A 17,184-nucleotide genomic window follows, 5' to 3' on the forward strand; every position below is an offset into this window, starting at 1 on the left:
GTTTGGGTGTAGGTGGGTGGAGGATGGGTTTCGCTGCGCTCTACCCATCCTACGGTTTCGGTTGGTTTGAATCGTTCCTTAGAGGCGCATGCTGCTCAGCGCATCCGTCAGATCGGACATCTCGATACGGACCTCGATGTGCTCCGTCCGCGCGGAATCCGGCGGCCCGTCCAGGGACGATACGGCCCGCCGCACCGCCGCCAAGGCCGCCCGGTTGCAGACCGCGGAGACCTCCGCACCGCTGAAGCCGGCACTGTCTTTGACCAGCGCATCGACATCGATGGCTTCGCCCAATGGCTTGCCGCGCAGGTGGACCTTGAAGATCTCCTGCCGGCTCTCGTCGTCCGGGAGCGGGATGCGGATCACCTGATCGAAACGGCCGGGGCGCAGGATCGCCGGGTCGAGCATATCCGCCCGGTTGGTCGCCCCCAACACCAGAACACCGCGCAGATCCTCGATGCCGTCCATCTCGGCCAGAAACTGGCTCAGGACCCGTTCGCCGACATGATTGTCGCTGGCGCTCCCGCCGCGTGCCGGCACCAGTGCATCGATCTCGTCGAAGAACATGATGCAGGGCGCGGCCTGGCGGGCCTTGTGGAAGATCTCGCGAACGCCGCGCTCGGACTCGCCCACATACTTGGACATGAGTGCCGGTCCCTTCACCGAGATGACGTTGACCTTCGTCTCGCTGGCCACCGCCTTGGCCAGCATGGTCTTGCCGCATCCGGGCGGCCCGTCGAGCAGGATGCCCTTGGGCGGACGGACACCGGCCTGCTCGAACAGCTCCGGATACTTGAGCGGCCAAGCCACCGCCTCTTTGAGCCGATCCTTGGTCTCGTGCAGGCCGCCCACGTCATCCCAGGTGACGTCCGGGATCTCGACGAAGAACTCCCGCACGGCGGACGGCTCCACATCGTGCAGGGCCGCGAGAAAATCGCCATTGTGGATCTCGAGGGTCGCCAAACGCTCGTACGGGACGGTCCCGAGGGTCAGGTCCAGCTCGGGCATGAGACGCCTGAGACAGAGCATGGCGGCCTCGCGGCACAACCCCTGCAGGTCCGCCCCGACGAAGCCGTGGGTGACATCCGCCAGATGGCGCATGGAGACGTCCTCGGCCAGCGGCATGCCGCGGCTGTGGATCTCCAGGATCTCGAGGCGTCCGTCCCGGTCCGGGATGGGGATCTCGATCTCGCGGTCGAAGCGTCCGGGGCGACGCAGGGCCGGGTCGATCATGTTCGGCAGATTGGTCGCCGCGATGACGATGACGTTGCGCCGCTGGCTGAGCCCGTCCATCAGGGCGAGCAACTGGGCGACCACACGCTTTTCCACCTCGCCGAGGGTGCCCTCGCGGCGCGGCGCGATGGCATCGATCTCGTCCAGGAAGATGATGCTCGGCCCCTTGGCCGACGCCTCCTCGAAGATCTTGCGCAGATGCGCCTCGCTCTCCCCGTAGAACTTGTGGATGACCTCCGGTCCGCTCACGGCAAAGAAGTTGGCCTCCGCCTCGTCCGCGATGGTGCGGGCGATCAGGGTCTTGCCGCATCCCGGCGGTCCGCGCATCAGGACGCCCTTAGGGGCATCGATGCCGAGCCGCTCGAAGAGCTCGGGATGGCGCAGCGGCAGCTCGATCATCTCGCGAATGCGCTGAAGTTGGGGCTTGAGACCCCCGATGTCCTCGTAGGAGATCGGGTTGTGCGCACCCGTGCTCGCCGACGCCTTTTGCCCCTTGGGTCCGCTGATCGTGAGCCGCGTCGTGGGGTTGATGATCACGGTGCCGCGCGGAGCGGTCGCCACGACGCGAAAATCGGTCGAGCGGCTCCCGAACAGGGTCACGCGCACGCGGTCGCCCTCGCGGACCGGCAGTCCGTCGAGCAGACTGCCGATATAGGGCAGATCGCGATCGGTGGGGGTCACCGTCGTCGGCGCCAGCGTAATGGTGTCCGCCGGGGCGTATGCGCTCACGCGCAGGACAACGAATTCGTCCAGGCCGGCGCCCGCATTGTCCCGACTGATGCCGTCCAGCTGCACCCGTCCCAGACCGCGGATGTCCTTGAAGGCCGGCAAGACCTTGCAGACCGCGGGACGCTTGCCTTCGACCTCGACGATGTCGCCGATCGCGACGCCCAGCCGAGCCATGTCGGCCGGATCCATCCGCGCGAAGGCACGCCCCACATCCTTGCTCAGGGCCTCCGAGACCTTGAGCCTCAGCTCATTGGATTCGCTCATAGCGCTACTCGTCCTTGGTTTCCGTATGTTCCGCGGCAACCTTCGGACAGTGGATCTCGATCACGCCGTTGTTGCAGGAGATGGTCGCGGCATTGTCGACGCAATGCGCAGGCAGCATGACCTCTTTGTAATAGGAGCGTTCGCCTTCCCCGGCACGCAGGGTGAGGATGTCGTCGGCGAGCTCCACCAGAACATCGGGGCTCGAAACCCCGGGCATCTCGGCAACCAGGATCACCTCGTCCGGCTCGTCGAAGATGTCGATGACGGGCTCGCGGACCTCCTGGACCACGGCGTGTCCGGTCGTCGCGTCGCGCTTGATGTTGCCGAAGGGCTCGACCTTGACCTCGTCGCGATCTCCGCCGAGACCGGTGCGCACGGTAAAGCCGTAGACCCCTTTGAAGTTGTTGCCTCCGCTCTGGACGTCGAAGTTGCCCGAGCGCTTGAGCTGCTCGCCCTTCTCGGCGAGATCGCCGAGCTTTTCGACCAGATTGGCGAGCCCCCCGAGGAAACCTTCGACGGAGCCGTCCCGGCCTTTGCTGTTGCTCATGGTTCCTGACCTCTCGAGTTGGGGGTTATCGAATGCCCGGTCACGCCTGTCGCTGCGCGGGACGCGGCGTCTACCGGATGCCCTCAAGTCTCGGACTCGGCGACTCCGTCCGATCCCACCGGTGTTCCGAGCGGATAGGCGACCCGGATGTCCGACGCAAGCCAGGGCGTGACGTCATGCAGCATGCCGAGGAAGAGGATGCCGACCTCGCCGGCTTGCAGGGTTTCGTTGATCCGTCCGGCGATGAAGAGATCGCGCGACTTGAGCAGGGTCCGGGCCTGCATCTGCAGGGCGTCGCGGCCGTCGCTGTCCAAACCCTGCTGGCCCGGGTCCAGCAGGCGCTTGGCCAGGTTGTACTCCTGCAGCAGCAGTGGCCCGGACTCGGTGCCCATCAGGGTTGCGCCCTGGCTGTGCAGACGCAGCAGGATCCGATGGTTGCGGCTCCCTTTATAGGTCATCTCCTTGACGATCTCCAGCTCATGGCCGCAGATCGGAAGGCCGTCCTGGTAGACCCGGGTCCGGGTCGGATCCAGGTCCATGCCCTCGATCAATTGCTCGATCTCGGTCCACATCTGCTCAACCGTGTGCACCCGTCGCCGCCATGCCTCGGCGCCAAAGGCGGTCCGGGTAGCCGACTGCACCGGCGTGCCGAGCGCTCCGAGGTCCACCAGGCTGTGGATCACGGGACAGTAGATGAGCGTCCGGGTCGAGCCCGGAACGATCTGAAGAGTCTCGGTGCGCTCGACTGGATCGGACATGATGGCGCGCGCTCCCTCAGATGACGGCCTCGGCCGCCGCGGCCTGCTTGACCAAGATGGACTCCAAGCGTGCGAGGCGGTCTTCGATGCCCGGCGTCGCCGCGGCGTCGGGCAGCGACGCGGCGGATGCTTGGGACGAGAGCCCCTTGAACATGGCGTTGTCGGACCACCAGTCGATGCCCATCTCGCGGGCCTTGTCGACCGAGCAGATGACCAGCCGCAGCTGGATCGTGAGCAGCTCGATGTCCACCAGCTTGATACGGATGTCCCCGGCGATCACGATCCCTTTGTCCAGGACACGTTCCAACAGATCCGCAACGCTGGTGCTGTTGGTTGAATGGGTGAGTGTAGCGCGCTGAACGGACATTCTTACATCCTCAAAAGAGCTTGCCGAGCGGACCCAGATCGAGATTCAAGTCCTGCTCCTCGAGTCCGAGGAGACGGCGCAGACGGTCGATCTCCTCGGACTGACGCATCAAGGCGAGTCCCAGCTGCTCGATCTCATCCTCGTCCAGATCGCCGCCGTCGACACGGCGAATCGCTTGGCGCTCGAGCAGCACATGAAGCAGCTTCACGACGGTCAAGACCAATTGACCCAGCCCCCGCTGCACACGTTCCGGATCGATATCGATGCGCCGGCCGGCGGCGGCCACCTTGGTCTCCAGAAGGTCCGCCAGCAGGTTGGCCTGCTGCAGGGTCGCCGTGTCGGGTGCCGCCGACGTTGCACCGCTTGGGACCTTGCCGGCTTCAGTGTCGGACATGGAGCATCTCCCGCTTCGCCGTCTCGACCGAGGTGATGACCAGTTGCAGGCTGAGATACAAGAGGTCGACGTTTGCGACCGCAATAGTCAGCTCGCCGGAGACCACCGCGCCCTTGTTCAGGATGCGATCGAGCGCCTCGCACAGCGAGACCCTTTGGATCTCGTCCGTAAAGTCCTGCTGTTCGCCGATCGCGAGCATCATGATGCATCCTCGTCGAGCTCGTTCAGGCTCGGCAGCTCGCGCGGCGGCGCAACCGCTCGGCCCGATGGCTCCGGGTTCGGCGTCCCGACCGACCGAAGCGCATCGGCAAAGACCTCGGCGGCACGCCCGGGCGTGGACGCTTCGTCCTCGCCCGCTCCGCGGATATCATCCTCCTCCGCATCGGCGTCGAGCTCGGTCGCATCCTCCCGGGCATCCAGGGCGTCGAGCTCGTCGAGCAGGGCCTGCTCACGGGTATCGAAGGTGTCGTCCGTGATCTCGCCTTGCTCCAAGGCGCGATAAAGGTCGCTCAAGGCGGCCATGATCTCGTCGCGACGCGCACGCTGCTCCGCGGTCGCGGACTTATGGATCTCCTCGAAGATCCAGATGATTCCCTTGATGGGCGCAGCTAGAAGATCGTCGACGATCAACACGGTTTACCTCCGAGGGGACCACCGTTGCACCATCGGCACCGCTGCGACCCCGATTGTAGAACAGGTTACGCCGTCAGACCTGGATGTCCATCTCGACGAAGTTGTGGGGCGCCCAAGGTCCGTTGAAATCGAAGGCGTAGTTGTTGTCGAAGGGACGCGCGGCTTCAAGTACGGCCTGCTCGAAGCGCCCGGCGGCATCGCGATCGACGAGACAGGCCAGATGCATGACCTCCTTCTCGGTGCGGCACTTATTGCGCTTGATCTCGCGGCAGCAACGGCGCATGACGGACTCGACCTGCTCCGTGTACTCCTCGCGATCCTGCTCCAGGAGACGTTCGAAGCTTCGCCCGAGCGTGATCATCTGATCCTGGGTCAGGTTGCTCCCGTCGCGGAAGAAATCGTCCCGCAGCTCCTGCAGCTCCGGATGTGCGCCGACGAAATACTCGAAGATGTTGGGGACGTCCCAGGACATGCGCAGTCCCATCTCCAGTCCGCCATCCACCCGTTTGAGCTGACTCAGAAAAGCGTCTTGGTTGTCCTTCAGGATGCGGATGATCGCGGCCTCGTCGTCGGCCAGCAAACCGAAGGCCGCGGGCAAGGGGGTGACCTCGCGCAGCAGGTGTTTGAGTACCTCCTGATGCGCGGCCATGTTACGCCGCTGGGGACGGATGCGCCCGCCCGAGAGATCGCTCACGACCGCGGCGACATACCCGTTTCCGACGGTGTAGACCTCGTTCTCGTCGAGCCCGATCCGCCCCAAGGACTGCTCGCCCCGATCGGAAATGATCGCGTAGATGTACCGACCCATTGCGGTAGTCTGTTGGCTTACCTGTTGCATCGTTGGATCTCTCGCTCAGGTGTCGGCGGGCGGCCCCACCCGGGCTCAGTTGGGATTGGCGACGATCGGTTGCGGTGGTTCGGGCACGACGAGCGTATCGGCCGGCGCCATCGACCGCAGTTGCCCCTCCTCGATGCGAACAGTCATCAGCGTCTTGCAAACGACGCATCGCAGGGGGCCCTGATAGGTCTCGTAGGCGCTGCCGAGCTCGATCGAATGGCCGCAGGACATACAGTGGATATTCATGTGATGCACTCTTAAGCTGGTCGACTCAATAGCGGATCTTAACGGTCTCGCCGACCGAGGTTGCACCCGAGGAGCCCTGGCGCCCCACGCCGATGCGTTTGCCCCGTGCTTGAGCAGACGGCGGCGTCGAGCCGCGGCCGGAACCCGCCCGAGCATTACCCGGAAGATCTCCCGGCGCAACGGCTTCCACGCCGAGGATCTGCAGCAGCTGCTCCATCTCCGCGCCGATCTCGGCGCAACGCGCATCGATGGTGTCGACTCTCAGCATGGCACTGGCGCGCTCCTGGAGCCGCCGGTGGCGCTCGGTCTCGAGCGCGAACAGACGCATGTACAGCTTGTGCGGGGCACGCACATCGTCGGCCATGCCCGCGAGGGTCTTGATGTCCCGCACGCTGCGCGAGGGCTGGGTGAACTTGGACATCTCAAGCCTCCTTGTCGAGGCCCTTGGGCGCGACGATCTTGGGTCGGCGCGACCGGCCGCTGATGGTGGCGACGACGTCGTCGACCGGCGATTCGCTCAAGGCATTGCCGTCGCGGCGGACCTTGGCCGAGTCCATATCGAGGATGTCGCGGCAGATGTCGCGGAAAAAGCTGTTGCTCGAGCGGGCGCTGATCTTGCGATCCGCCATGATGCGCGCGATGGCGATGCAGGCGCGCAAGGTCGGGCGATGATGGTTGACGCTCTGCCCGCGCAGCTCGCGGACGATATCGACCACGATGGCGACCTCGCTCAGCGGCAGACCCGATTTGGCTCTGGTGACCTGGATCTCGGTCTCGCGGTCGTAGTGACTGATCTTCATGGTGATCATCCGGTCCATCAGGGCATCTTGGGTCTTGTGCGTACCCGCATACTCCTCCGGATTGGAAGTGAAGATGACCCGAAACTCAGGATGGACCTCGAGATATCCGGCGCCTTGCTGGCGACGGTTGGGGAGATTCAGGATGCCCTCGCCGAGGATACTCAGAAAGAGGTTGTTGACCTCCGGGCGGGACCGGTTGAACTCGTCGTAGATCAGGGTCTCGCCGTTGAGGCAAGCGGTCGTCACCCGGTTGTCGATCCAGAAGGTTCGAACCTCCTCCTGGGTCTTGACCACGGAGTGAATGTAATTGTCGACCAGGGTGTTGCGCCGGTAGCCGTTGTCCTGGCCGACCAGATCGGAGAGCCCCAGCTCGTCGTTGCCGTGAATGAGCTTGACCGGACGGCCGCGCTTCGCCGCGGCATGGAAGGCCAAGGTGGTCTTGCCTGTTCCCGCGGGGCCTGCGAGATGGACGGGGTAGCCGGCCTGCAGATAGGCGGATGCCCGCTCCGCGAGCGCTTCGACCGACGGGGTGCAAACGAAGGTCTCGCTCGCCTCGGGTTGCACGTTGTCGTTGTTCAAGGCGGAGACCTCGCTGGCATCTTGCAGGGGTTGGGCGCTCATGTGTCTTGTCCTGGCATCGATTGGGCACGGGGCCTCCCGGACCCCGTGCAGTGGTGGATTCACAGAGGCTCGCCCGGTCGTGCCGGGTCAGTCCGTCTTGGATCCCTCGTCCCTGGCCCGAGCCGTTTTCGGCTCCGGCTTGGCCGGCTTGTCCTGCGGCTTGGCCATCGACTCGACGGGGTCGTCCGGCTGCTGCGCCGCCTTGGCCATCGGCTTGGCCGGCGCCTTCGGACGGGCCACGGGGGCAGGCGGCGGCGGGGCCTTCGGCATGCCGCCACGCCAAGCCTCGCGCGCGGAGGCGCGTTCGCGACTTAGATCATCGACCAGTTGAATGGTTTCGCGCCTGAGTCCCGTAACGGCATCGACGATGTCGGACACGAAGGCCTCTCCGGCAGCCCGTACCTCGGTGGCCATCTCGCCTCTGGTACGGCGGAAACCATCCTGCAGTTGCGCAACATCCTCGCGCATCGCGGCATTTTGACTGGCCCGTTCCGCACGCGCCTCGGCGGCCGACTCGATGAAGGCCCGGCGACCCGCTTCGCGCTGCGCGGCGGCCTCGACACGGAGATTGGCGACATCGGTGCCTAGATGGGTCATGAAGGCGTTGCGGTCCGCCCGGTTGGACTGCGCCATCTCGGCGAAATCCGCGCGGAACCGGCTCTGGAGTGTCTCGACGCTGTCCTTCAGATCGGTCATGAAGGCGAGTGCGCTGGCCGAAATCTCCTCGCGAGTCTCGGCGATCAGGGTATGACGGTTGGTGCGGTCCGATGCGATCTCGTCGCGCAGCCGCCCCATGTCTTCGGTAAATTGGCCCATGGTATGCTCCTTGTATCAGGTTGCGGAATCCGACCCCGAGCAAGCGGGTCACCGCGCAACCCGACGACCGGGCTCGGCGTGGACGGCCGCCTGACCCGGCGGGAGATGCCGCCTCGGGCGATTCCCCGAGCATGAGAGCGGCATCTCCCGAGGTGCTAGCCCCTAAATCAAGCCGGAGCAGCTGCCGGAGCGGTGAGGCCGATGGCCTCTGCATACTTGAGGTAGGTTTCGACGGAGGCGATCACCACACGGGCTTCAATCGCCAACAGCTCGATGCCGACCAGGGAGACCTTCACCCACGCGTCGATCACGATGCCCTTGTCGAGGATCCGGTCAACGACTTCGGCGAGACTGGAGGAGTCGGTGGAGTTTGCTACTTTTGCCATGATCTCAGTCCTAATAAAAGAGTCTGGACGAATACACTGATGTGCGTTGTAAGCGAACCCGGCGGGCCTGGGTCGAATCCCGTGCTCCCTTTACCCCGGCCCCAACGAAGTCGCTCAGTCATCGGATACCCTCGATGATCCTTGCGACTCCTCGTTCGGCGTCCTGCCTGTCGGGCTGCTTGACTCTATATAGAGCATGGGCCGTGCCAGTATCTCAAATACCAACGCGGATTATTTATAGACTTGAAAAGCAATGGGTTGCTCGTTTTGATTGGCTGCGCATTTGGTCATTCGCTCGATTGAAGCAATAAAAGTATGGAGCAGAGACCATAGTCATGGCGGCTGCTCCATAGACAGGATGCGCCACACCAAGTATTTCGAGAGTGCGAATTGTCAATCGAGGTCAAGGGATTGCGAATTATCAACAGGAATCATGTCGGCGACTGCGTCTGTTTACGAGCCACAGGTTCGCGATTCTTTCCGTGATGAATCGCGGGCTTCAACGAATCGATGAGGCAGGATTCAAATCGCTGGCGACGTGGCCGGGTTTATACGCGGGGCCACGACAAGGCAATGCGATCGATGATGTCGAGGATGTCGCGATGCAGAAACGGCTTCGCGACGAAGTGCTGGATCATGCCGCTGCGAATCAACTCTTCGACCGTCGGATCGTCGGCAAAGAAATACCCCGAGATCAGCACGATCACCGGATCTTCCAGGCGCTGTCGGAGATGGCAGACCAGGGCCGTGCCGAGGATATCCGGGAGCTTGGCATCGACGAAGATGGCCCGATAGCGGTTGCGACGACACAGCCTGATCGCATCTCGCCCGCTGAGCGCGTGATCGACGGGGAATCCTCTGCATGCGATCAGACGCCCGAGGATCCAGTTGATCGCAGGCTCGTCGTCGACGGTGAGGAAGGTCGGGGGCTGCCCGTCAATCACGGCTGGGCTTACGCATCATCACTGCACGGCGGTTCCGCCAAGGGCAGGCGGACGCAGAAACAGGTTCCGACTCCGACCTCGCTTTGCACGTCGATCCGTCCACGATGCTGTTCAATGATCGAATAGCAGATGGACAGACCGAGCCCGGTGCCCTGCCCGATCGGCGAGCGGGTGTAGAAGGGATCGAAGATCCTGAGGAGGTCCGCCGCGTGGATGCCGACCCCGGTGTCGCTGAGATGCACCGAAACCTCGTCGCCGTCTTGGTCGACCGCGATGGTGAGCCGGCCGCCCGCAGGCATGGCCGCAATGGCATTGAGAAAGAGATTGATGAACGCCTGCTCGAGCAGACTCGGCACACCGCGCGCCCACAACGGCCGATCGCCGACCTGCATCTCGACCTCGATACGCGCGATCTCCGCCTGATGGCTCACGACCGAAAGGGCCTGCTTCAGCAGGGCAAGCGGCTCCACCAGGGTCATCTTCTCCACGGCGCAGGGGCGCGCGAAGCGCAGGAGATTCTCGATGATCTCGGATGCCTTGCTGACACCTGCGATCGTCTTCTCGACACATTCGCGTTGCAGCTCCGGCTCCAAGGAGTCGTCGAGCAGAAACTGGGCCGCCGAGGAGCAGACCGCCAGCGGGTTGCGGATCTCATGGGCGATCCCGCCCGCCATCACGCCCAGTGCCGCCAGCTTCTGGGACCGCAGCAGCTCGGTCTGCATCCGGTAGCGCTCGGTCAGATCACGACCCGCCGCAACCATTCCGATCAGGGTTCCGTCCTCGCTCAACATGGGCGCGATGGTCCAGGATACGGCGAGCCCCTCACCCGATGCCGTGCTCAGCGTCCACTCCTCGTTCAGACTGCCCGGCAACACCGTCGCCCGGGACAAGGCCATCTCGACCTCCGGGCGTTCCGTCTCCAGAAAGAGTTCCGAGAATCCGCGGTGCATCACGACGTCCGCCGGGTAGCCGGTCAAGCGTGCGGCCGCGCGATTCCAACTGAGGATACGCCCGTCGGTGTCGGTGGAGACCAGGATATCGCTCGCACTCTCGACCACGCTGGCGAGATGACGCTCGACACGCTGGATATCCTTGCTGAGACGCTCCTGCTCGGTGATGTCCTCCATCAGAAACATGGCATGCGCGACCTTGCCCTTCGCCGGCAACGGCAACGCCCGAAAATAATAGGTCCGCATGGCCATCCCCGGGGCACGGAAGGTAATCCGCCGGAAGGGGCTCTGCTCGCTGTTCACGAAGACACGTTGCACGCAGTCGAGGATATCGGTCCGCTCGACGATCGCCGCAGGAAAGACCTCCTCGAAACGCCGACCGATGGTCTCCGCGTCGGTGCGATTGCCTTTTCGCAAAAAGTTGCGGTTGGCCATCACGATACGCAGACGACCGTCCACCACCAGGATCGATGACGGGATGGCGTCGAAAAGGGTTCGAAACATGATTCCACCGAGCGGTCGCGGATGATCGGGATCGTCCGCGACCGTTTCAATCCAGTGATCGGATATCGTCATCGATGGCTCCAACAAAATTGTAGGGCGGCCATGGACCGGTCAAGAGCCCCGTCCCGCGCAGACTCGACGCGTCCTGCCGCAGACATTCGACAAAGTGTTCGCCCTGCTCGCGCGGGACCAGGAAATACAGCGAGAGCAACGATCGTCCGTCGATCTGGCCAAGCTCCTCGCGGACCTCTCGAAAGCGCCCGGCTACCCTGCCCTCGATGAGGTCGCGCGCCTCGCGTGCACGCGCGGCGAGGCGCGCATCCCGCTCGAGGCGGCGACGGATCGCGAGGAGATGCGTCAGGCCCGGACCCCGGTCCGAATCGGCGCGCGGGTCGCTCGGCGCGTTCGCATGCGGCCTCGGAGCCGCGTCGTCGTCCGTCGCTGCCGGCGCGTCGGTCGGAAGCAGCAGCCGAATACCGAACTCGAGACAATCACCGACCTGATCGAGCAGTCCGTGCAATCGATCGCGGTACCTGTGCAGGAGTTTGCCGACCGCGTCGTCGCCGGCCAAAAGACAACCGAACCGCACGGGAATCACCGCCGCGCGCGCATGGATCTCGGCGACAATGTCCGCGTAGCGCTGGAGCCTGGCACGGCTCGCGCCCGCGATCTCGCTCGGCTCTTGGTCGGCCACCAAGGCCGCCAGCCCGTCGCACTCGATCCAGCGCAGACCCGCATCCGCCCGCGCGAGCGGCTCGGGCGGGGCCCGCTGGATGCAATGGAGCATCGGACGGGCCGGACCGCTCATGATGTCCCGCAAAAACTGTACAGCGGCCAAGGACCCGAGCAATGCAGATCGAGACCCTGCTCGGCGAAATCGTCGCGGTTCCGCTCGATCGCCTCGGATAGGAACGGGGCGCGGTCACGAGTGACCAGACAGGCCCGGATCGCGACCACCTCGTCACGCGGGGGCCGAATCAGGAGCGTCTCGCAGTTCGGCCGCAGCGCCTCGTCCAGACGCGCGACCTGACCCTTCAGCCAAGGGCCGATGGCCTGCTCGGCCTCGCCGCGGCGGCGTTGTTTCAGGAGATAACCGCGCCCCCCGGCGGGCACCTCCCCTCCTTCCGGATAGAGCGACTGCATCCGCGCGGCGATGGCCCGCTCGCGGTCCATCGTGACCTTGACTGCCCATTCCTCGCGCCCGGCCAGACGCTCGAAGAAGTCGAGCAGGGCTCGGCGTCGCGCGGCAACCTCGAGCGCAAGGGCCGGCAGCGAGGAGAACAGGGTCGCGAAGGTCAGCGGGAGCACGGTCGCCCACTCCATGGTGCGTGTAATCACCCGATCGTGGGCCTGTGCACGCGGCACCAGCCACTCGAGATCGGCGAGTCGCTGCTCCGCCTCGGCACCCGTAAAACGCCCGAGAGGCACACGACTCAGGATGACATCAAACCCCGCAAGACGCCGGATCTCGATCGGGTCTTCCCAACCGCAGTCATCGAACCTCAGATCCGACGGCAAACAGGCCGGTGCGAAACAGAAACAATAGAAGGCATCCACAGGCGCCTCACACCCCCAATCCGTAAGCCTTCAACTTGGTGTGAACCGTCTTGTAGTCCACTTGGAGCATCCGAGCCACCGCCGCCTTGTTGCCGTCGTGGCGTCGCAGGGCGCTCAACAGGACTTCCCGTTCCAGATGCTCGACCTGCGTGCGCACGATCTCCTTGAGCGAGAGACCTTCCCTATCCGGATCCATTCTGGTGGCCATGGCCTTGCCGAGCGGATCCGACTGGGTTCGCAACCCGGACTCCGGGAGGTCAAGGTGATGGACATCGATGAGGTGTTGTGCGATCAAGACCGCACGACGCACGACGCTCCTGAGCTCACGCACATTGCCCGGCCAGGGGTAGGTCCGCATGGCTTGGACGGCCTTGTCCGTGAAATGACCGATGTGTTTGTGCAGATCCCTGTTCGCATCGACCAGAAACTGGTTGGCGATGTGCATGATGTCCTCTCGGCGCTCGCGCAGCGGAGGGATCGCGATGCGATAATCGGACAACCGATACAGCAGGTCGGCGCGGAAACCGCCCTCGCTCACCGCCCCGGCCAACTGCCGGTTGCTTGCCGAGATCAGCCGCACATCGACCGGGACCGGCGTGCTGCCCCCGACCCGATAGATGACCCGTTCCTGCAGAACCCGCAAGAGCCGGGCTTGCGCCGATAGGGACAGATTGGTGATCTCGTCGAGAAACAGCGTTCCGCCGTCGGCGGCCTCGAACCGTCCCGCCTGTTGCCGATCCGCACCCGTAAAGGCGCCGCGCTCATGGCCGAACAACTCGTTTTCGATCAAGGATTCCGGGATTGCGCCGCAGTCGACGGCGACAAAGGGCTTCTTCGCCCTGGGACTGGACTCGTGGATCGCATGGGCGACCACCTCCTTGCCCGAGCCGGTCTCCCCGAACAGGTTCACGGAGAAGTCCGTGGGTGCCACACGCTCGATGTCCTCGATGGTTCGCGTGATCGCCGTGCTGGTCCCCAGCCGCTCGGTCAGCGGATCCCGACCCGAGATGGCCGGGAAGGGAGGTGCATCATGCTCCAACGCCTCCTGGATCTTCGCTAAAAAACCTTGGTTATCCATTGGTTTGGCAAGATAATCGTAGGCGCCTTCCTTGATGGCGCTGACCGCGCCTTCCAGGTTGGCAAACCCGGTCAGGAGGATCACCGGCAGATGCGGAAGAGACACCTTGATCTGGCGCAAGAGCTCCAGCCCGGTCATGTCGGGAAGTTTCCAGTCGAGGATCGCCAGACTCGGCCCGCAGGTCTCCGACAGGCGTAGACCCTCGCCCGCCGAACGGGCCGTGATGACCGCATAGCCGGCACGCTGAAGGAGAATCTGCAGGATTCGCAGCATGCTGTCGTCGTCGTCCACGACAAGGATGACGTCCGACCGATCGTTCGTTCCCTTGTTCATAATTGTCGATTTTCGATGCTCTGTAGGCGTTCCGATGCCGGATCCAGCCTGGGCTTCAGCGCGTTGTTGGCACAAACCTTCCGCTTCATCAGCCTGGCTCCATGAACCTTGAAACCGCGTCCTGCGCGGTATGCGATGTTTGTGGATGGGATCGGCCCCGGCAGACTTAACAACCGTTGGAGCCTGCGCGGTTTAAGATATTAAATAATATATAATTTTACCGCGCCCCGCTAAGAGCCGTGGATGCACCAAACGTCGAGCTCAGTCGAAAACGAGCATCTCGCGCTGGACGCGATTCTACCTCTTAAGTGTGGACCATCCGCGCGGCGCGAAGGTAAAGATTTGTAAAGAGCGGGCATGGGCGCCTCGGTGCTCCCACAAAGTACGCATACCGTACCGGGCGCGGTTTAGATCGCGCGTGCGCTGCGATCGCCCGAGATCCGGACTCAGTCGCGTTCCGCGGGACCGACCAGGCGCTTGACGGTCGCCCGCAATAACCAAGCGACGATTGGTTTTTCGAGCACGGCATCCGCCCCCATGACGCGACTGACGTCGAGCACGTGGGTCCGCTGCCCGCAACCCGCGTCCCCGCTGACGGCGAGGATGCGGGTTGCGCCGGCCATCGCCCGCATCCGTTTGATCACCTCGAAGCCATCGATGTCCGGCATGTAGATGTCGACGATCAAGAGGTCAGGCGCGCTCTCCTCGGCCGCGAGGAGCGCGCGGCGAGGTTCGCTGTAGGTCTCGCATCGATAGCCCCAGGAGATCGCCAGGCGCGCCGTCGCACGCAGCAAAAGGAGGTCGTCGTCGACGACCATGATGCGAGTTGCGTCAGCGCCCGGATAGAGGCCCGAGGATCGATCGAACGCTGCCGGGCGCGGCGCCCGATCGGCAAATCCGGACCAAGGCGTGACGTTCCTCCGCTGCTCCTCGGCAGTATCGGACGCACCGAACAAGATGCCTTGGATCGGTTCCGGAAAACACCCGGATACCGCTTCGATCCGAGTGTCGTCGTCAAGGACGGTGGGATGCATGGTGACTCCGTTGATAAGGATCCGTCAGAGCCTGTCCGGAGCTCCATCCCGAACGGAATGGATCGGGTTCCGTACAACCGGCACAGATCGACAGGGCAACTCAACCGACACGAGTTTTACAACATTAACCGCCGTCAAGATCTTCGGGACAAGTAAAGATTCATGAAGGGGCACCCTTGAGCCCTCGAGCCATTTACAGACCGTAAGGCATGTGCAGACGGGATGTCTATTCTCGGAAATCGCCTCAGCATAGAGACCCAAGCCTCGAATCCTCTCCCGGCACCCGACCTCGGCCGGCACGCATTCAGGCTTGAGTTCTGCTGAGAGCGGCGCTTGATGCCGTCGCGGTTGACCGTTGCCCCTGACGCAGCAGCAGTTCATCGATGACATCGACGAAGGCATTCACTTTGTCAGCGAAGACGCCAAACGCGATGGCGCGGAAACTCTCGCTTTCCGCGATCAGGCCATGAAAGACCTGTGAGGGGAGCATCAAGACTTCGACATCGCCGTCCGCGATGCCGCGGGCCTGATAGCGGGTCGCGCTCATGAGGCAGGCCGTGGTCACGACGCAGCTATCGCCAGGGCCAATCGTATAGAGTGGGGTCGGAGGCTCCTCCGACGACGCAAGATGTTCGACTCGCAGACGTCCCTTCAGGATCAACAGGAAACCACGGCAGAGGTCACCCGGACGAAAGAGTGTCTGTCCGTTGGCAACCGAGAGGCGTTTGCCCTTCCATGCCAAGTCGGTCTTGAGTTGCTCCGGCCAAGTGGGCATGAGGTTAGCCAGGATGATTTGCGCCTCATCACAGCACTGCGCGCCTCCCGTCACCGGAGCGACTCCGTCGCCGCGCGCGGCGCGGCGCTGGTTGAAGCCAATGCGCAGCATCAGCAGAATGGTGACCGCCTGCACCAGAAGCGCTAGGCCTGAAAGGGTCCAGTAGGTGAGATCGAACTTCCCGATCAGCCCCACATTCACCAGGCCCTGGTTAACGAAAAAGTGCAGCATGACGGCCATCGCCACTCCCGGACAGATCAGTACCCAACTGCCCGGCGAGATCTCACGTCCGAAGACATAGCGGCGAAAATAGCCTTGGCGTCGCAGGACCACCCAACCCAGCATCAGAAAGCTGATCTGGGCGCTGAGCAGTGCCAGCATGAGGTCGAAGTGGTGAATGGCCGTGGCCTGATCGCCGAAATGAACCTGAGCGCCATGCCCGAGGCGCACGAGCGCGATGGTCAACACCGTGAGGATAGGGACGCCGATCCAGAGGGTTGGAGCGGTTTCGGCATTGGCGCCGGTCTCCATCATCGAGCGCAGGCCGAGTACCATTTTCGCAGCACCGAGGAGGACAGCGGCGACAATGAAGAAGCTCGACAGGACGTATCCCAGCCCGGCGATCCAGGGTGTGACACTCATGGCTGCAGGCGCACTGAGCCCCACGCCAACCATCACCAGCGCGAAGGCAGGGAGCATCTGTGCAAAACTGTTATTGCGCCCGCAGTCGAAACCGCCCTGCGTAAGCACCCTCCCGTAGAAGTCTCCGAGCAGGCTCAGCGCCCAGATCCCCACCAGGAAAAAGGCGGCAATGGCTGCCGGGAACAGCCATTCGACCACCGACCAAAGGCCGGGTACGAAGACCATCCCGAGGACGAAACCGACGTTGATGGTCATGGCGACGGTCAGCGGCAGGGCGAGCAATTGGGTTTCGGTGTTACCGGTACGCAGCAGGCGAGCGGCATCGGTGCCGCGGTAGCGCGCGAAGCGGACCAGATTCCAGCCCAGCAGCCCCAAGTGCAGCAGCGCAAAGATCACGATGCCGGCAATGGCGACTGCGATGGCGCTCTGCAACGGCGTTGTCCCATTGGTGGCGGCGACAATGATGTCTTCGAACACCGGGACCGGTCGATCCGGATGGGGTACCCAGAACAGGAGCCAGACATAGAAGTTGGCAGCCAACCCACCGGCACCGAGCGCGGCGAGGAAGTAGAGTGGCGAGTACTGTTCGTCCGACGCGTGCGGCGTCCGTGCTGCCATGACATGGCTCCTGGGTGACTACATCGTAGGAGTGAGAAACTCTGGATCTCGGGCAGGTATGTAGGCCATGAGATCCATCAACCCGACCTCAGCCGGCACGCATTCAGGCCTGAGCTC

General features: G+C 63.6%; 20 protein-coding genes. All 20 read right to left on the minus strand.

Features of this window, described 5'->3' with window-relative positions; genetic code table 11:
- Window positions 1–78: 78 nt before the first annotated feature.
- Window positions 79–2,226 carry a CDC48 family AAA ATPase gene (locus KFB96_RS05300; protein WP_213465904.1) on the minus strand — a complete coding sequence of 716 codons (2,148 nt, stop codon included), beginning with the start codon at window positions 2,224–2,226 and terminating at the stop codon, window positions 79–81.
- A 4-nt stretch (window positions 2,227–2,230) separates the two neighbouring features.
- Entirely contained in the window at window positions 2,231–2,773 is a 543-nt protein-coding gene (locus KFB96_RS05305; protein ID WP_213459605.1) for a gas vesicle protein GvpH, read from the minus strand.
- An 83-nt stretch (window positions 2,774–2,856) separates the two neighbouring features.
- Window positions 2,857–3,531, minus strand: a complete 675-nt coding sequence (locus tag KFB96_RS05310; protein WP_213459607.1) for a hypothetical protein — start codon at window positions 3,529–3,531, stop codon at window positions 2,857–2,859.
- A gap of 16 nt (window positions 3,532–3,547) precedes the next feature.
- The gene (locus KFB96_RS05315; RefSeq protein ID WP_213459609.1) at window positions 3,548–3,898 is read right to left on the minus strand and encodes a gas vesicle protein; all 351 of its coding nucleotides are present in this window, start codon (window positions 3,896–3,898) and stop codon (window positions 3,548–3,550) included.
- 10 nt (window positions 3,899–3,908) lie between these two features.
- Window positions 3,909–4,292, minus strand: a complete 384-nt coding sequence (locus KFB96_RS05320; RefSeq protein WP_213460240.1) for a gas vesicle protein K — start codon at window positions 4,290–4,292, stop codon at window positions 3,909–3,911.
- Complete coding sequence (locus KFB96_RS05325) at window positions 4,279–4,494, minus strand: gas vesicle protein (protein ID WP_213459613.1); 216 nt, start codon at window positions 4,492–4,494, stop codon at window positions 4,279–4,281. The genes KFB96_RS05320 and KFB96_RS05325 overlap by 14 nt, the downstream gene beginning before the upstream one ends.
- Window positions 4,491–4,925 carry a gas vesicle protein GvpG gene (locus tag KFB96_RS05330; RefSeq protein ID WP_213459615.1) on the minus strand — a complete coding sequence of 145 codons (435 nt, stop codon included), beginning with the start codon at window positions 4,923–4,925 and terminating at the stop codon, window positions 4,491–4,493. The genes KFB96_RS05325 and KFB96_RS05330 overlap by 4 nt, the downstream gene beginning before the upstream one ends.
- A 73-nt stretch (window positions 4,926–4,998) precedes the next feature.
- The gene (locus tag KFB96_RS05335) at window positions 4,999–5,763 is read right to left on the minus strand and encodes a GvpL/GvpF family gas vesicle protein (RefSeq protein WP_213465902.1); all 765 of its coding nucleotides are present in this window, start codon (window positions 5,761–5,763) and stop codon (window positions 4,999–5,001) included.
- A gap of 45 nt (window positions 5,764–5,808) precedes the next feature.
- On the minus strand, window positions 5,809–6,009 hold the full coding sequence (locus KFB96_RS05340; RefSeq protein WP_213459619.1) for a hypothetical protein: 201 nt from the start codon (window positions 6,007–6,009) through the stop codon (window positions 5,809–5,811).
- Window positions 6,010–6,034: 25 nt separating this feature from the next.
- Window positions 6,035–6,430, minus strand: a complete 396-nt coding sequence (locus tag KFB96_RS05345) for a hypothetical protein (RefSeq protein ID WP_213459621.1) — start codon at window positions 6,428–6,430, stop codon at window positions 6,035–6,037.
- 1 nt (window position 6,431) lies between these two features.
- Window positions 6,432–7,430: a gas vesicle protein GvpN gene (gvpN, locus tag KFB96_RS05350; RefSeq protein WP_213459623.1), complete on the minus strand. Its 999-nt coding sequence runs from the start codon at window positions 7,428–7,430 to the stop codon at window positions 6,432–6,434.
- Window positions 7,431–7,517: 87 nt separating this feature from the next.
- Window positions 7,518–8,246, minus strand: coding sequence for a hypothetical protein (locus KFB96_RS05355; RefSeq protein ID WP_213501786.1), 729 nt, complete (start codon window positions 8,244–8,246; stop codon window positions 7,518–7,520).
- A 167-nt stretch (window positions 8,247–8,413) separates the two neighbouring features.
- Complete coding sequence (gvpA, locus tag KFB96_RS05360) at window positions 8,414–8,632, minus strand: gas vesicle structural protein GvpA (protein ID WP_120798278.1); 219 nt, start codon at window positions 8,630–8,632, stop codon at window positions 8,414–8,416.
- Window positions 8,633–9,180: 548 nt separating this feature from the next.
- Entirely contained in the window at window positions 9,181–9,576 is a 396-nt protein-coding gene (locus KFB96_RS05365) for a response regulator (RefSeq protein ID WP_213459627.1), read from the minus strand.
- Between the two features lie 8 nt (window positions 9,577–9,584).
- On the minus strand, window positions 9,585–11,102 hold the full coding sequence (locus KFB96_RS05370; RefSeq protein ID WP_300971323.1) for a PAS domain-containing protein: 1,518 nt from the start codon (window positions 11,100–11,102) through the stop codon (window positions 9,585–9,587).
- Window positions 11,077–11,838 carry a GvpL/GvpF family gas vesicle protein gene (locus KFB96_RS05375; RefSeq protein WP_213465790.1) on the minus strand — a complete coding sequence of 254 codons (762 nt, stop codon included), beginning with the start codon at window positions 11,836–11,838 and terminating at the stop codon, window positions 11,077–11,079. Before KFB96_RS05375 ends, KFB96_RS05370 begins: the two co-directional genes overlap by 26 nt.
- The gene (locus KFB96_RS05380; protein ID WP_213459631.1) at window positions 11,835–12,587 is read right to left on the minus strand and encodes a GvpL/GvpF family gas vesicle protein; all 753 of its coding nucleotides are present in this window, start codon (window positions 12,585–12,587) and stop codon (window positions 11,835–11,837) included. The genes KFB96_RS05375 and KFB96_RS05380 overlap by 4 nt, the downstream gene beginning before the upstream one ends.
- A gap of 7 nt (window positions 12,588–12,594) precedes the next feature.
- Window positions 12,595–13,998 carry a sigma-54 dependent transcriptional regulator gene (locus KFB96_RS05385; RefSeq protein ID WP_213459633.1) on the minus strand — a complete coding sequence of 468 codons (1,404 nt, stop codon included), beginning with the start codon at window positions 13,996–13,998 and terminating at the stop codon, window positions 12,595–12,597.
- A gap of 446 nt (window positions 13,999–14,444) precedes the next feature.
- Complete coding sequence (locus tag KFB96_RS05390; protein ID WP_213459634.1) at window positions 14,445–15,032, minus strand: response regulator transcription factor; 588 nt, start codon at window positions 15,030–15,032, stop codon at window positions 14,445–14,447.
- 304 nt (window positions 15,033–15,336) lie between these two features.
- The gene (locus tag KFB96_RS05395; RefSeq protein WP_213459636.1) at window positions 15,337–17,067 is read right to left on the minus strand and encodes a cyclic nucleotide-binding domain-containing protein; all 1,731 of its coding nucleotides are present in this window, start codon (window positions 17,065–17,067) and stop codon (window positions 15,337–15,339) included.
- Between the last annotated feature and the right edge of the window lie 117 nt (window positions 17,068–17,184).

The organism is Thiocapsa sp. (genome assembly GCF_018399035.1).
Taxonomy (GTDB): domain Bacteria; phylum Pseudomonadota; class Gammaproteobacteria; order Chromatiales; family Chromatiaceae; genus Thiocapsa.

What these genes read in the sequence shown, in the direction of transcription:
- gvpA (WP_120798278.1), bottom strand. Translation starts at nt 8,632, where the DNA reads ATGGCAAAAGTAGCAAACTCCACCGACTCCTCCAGTCTCGCCGAAGTC.
- KFB96_RS05320 (WP_213460240.1), bottom strand. Translation starts at nt 4,292, where the DNA reads ATGTCCGACACTGAAGCCGGCAAGGTCCCAAGCGGTGCAACGTCGGCG.
- gvpN (WP_213459623.1), bottom strand. Translation starts at nt 7,430, where the DNA reads ATGAGCGCCCAACCCCTGCAAGATGCCAGCGAGGTCTCCGCCTTGAAC.
- KFB96_RS05340 (WP_213459619.1), bottom strand. Translation starts at nt 6,009, where the DNA reads ATGAATATCCACTGTATGTCCTGCGGCCATTCGATCGAGCTCGGCAGC.
- KFB96_RS05305 (WP_213459605.1), bottom strand. Translation starts at nt 2,773, where the DNA reads ATGAGCAACAGCAAAGGCCGGGACGGCTCCGTCGAAGGTTTCCTCGGG.
- KFB96_RS05385 (WP_213459633.1), bottom strand. Translation starts at nt 13,998, where the DNA reads ATGAACAAGGGAACGAACGATCGGTCGGACGTCATCCTTGTCGTGGAC.
- KFB96_RS05300 (WP_213465904.1), bottom strand. Translation starts at nt 2,226, where the DNA reads ATGAGCGAATCCAATGAGCTGAGGCTCAAGGTCTCGGAGGCCCTGAGC.
- KFB96_RS05375 (WP_213465790.1), bottom strand. Translation starts at nt 11,838, where the DNA reads ATGAGCGGTCCGGCCCGTCCGATGCTCCATTGCATCCAGCGGGCCCCG.
- KFB96_RS05335 (WP_213465902.1), bottom strand. Translation starts at nt 5,763, where the DNA reads ATGCAACAGGTAAGCCAACAGACTACCGCAATGGGTCGGTACATCTAC.
- KFB96_RS05395 (WP_213459636.1), bottom strand. Translation starts at nt 17,067, where the DNA reads ATGGCAGCACGGACGCCGCACGCGTCGGACGAACAGTACTCGCCACTC.
- KFB96_RS05315 (WP_213459609.1), bottom strand. Translation starts at nt 3,898, where the DNA reads ATGTCCGTTCAGCGCGCTACACTCACCCATTCAACCAACAGCACCAGC.
- KFB96_RS05325 (WP_213459613.1), bottom strand. Translation starts at nt 4,494, where the DNA reads ATGATGCTCGCGATCGGCGAACAGCAGGACTTTACGGACGAGATCCAA.
- KFB96_RS05390 (WP_213459634.1), bottom strand. Translation starts at nt 15,032, where the DNA reads ATGCATCCCACCGTCCTTGACGACGACACTCGGATCGAAGCGGTATCC.
- KFB96_RS05310 (WP_213459607.1), bottom strand. Translation starts at nt 3,531, where the DNA reads ATGTCCGATCCAGTCGAGCGCACCGAGACTCTTCAGATCGTTCCGGGC.
- KFB96_RS05345 (WP_213459621.1), bottom strand. Translation starts at nt 6,430, where the DNA reads ATGTCCAAGTTCACCCAGCCCTCGCGCAGCGTGCGGGACATCAAGACC.
- KFB96_RS05370 (WP_300971323.1), bottom strand. Translation starts at nt 11,102, where the DNA reads ATGACGATATCCGATCACTGGATTGAAACGGTCGCGGACGATCCCGAT.
- KFB96_RS05355 (WP_213501786.1), bottom strand. Translation starts at nt 8,246, where the DNA reads ATGGGCCAATTTACCGAAGACATGGGGCGGCTGCGCGACGAGATCGCA.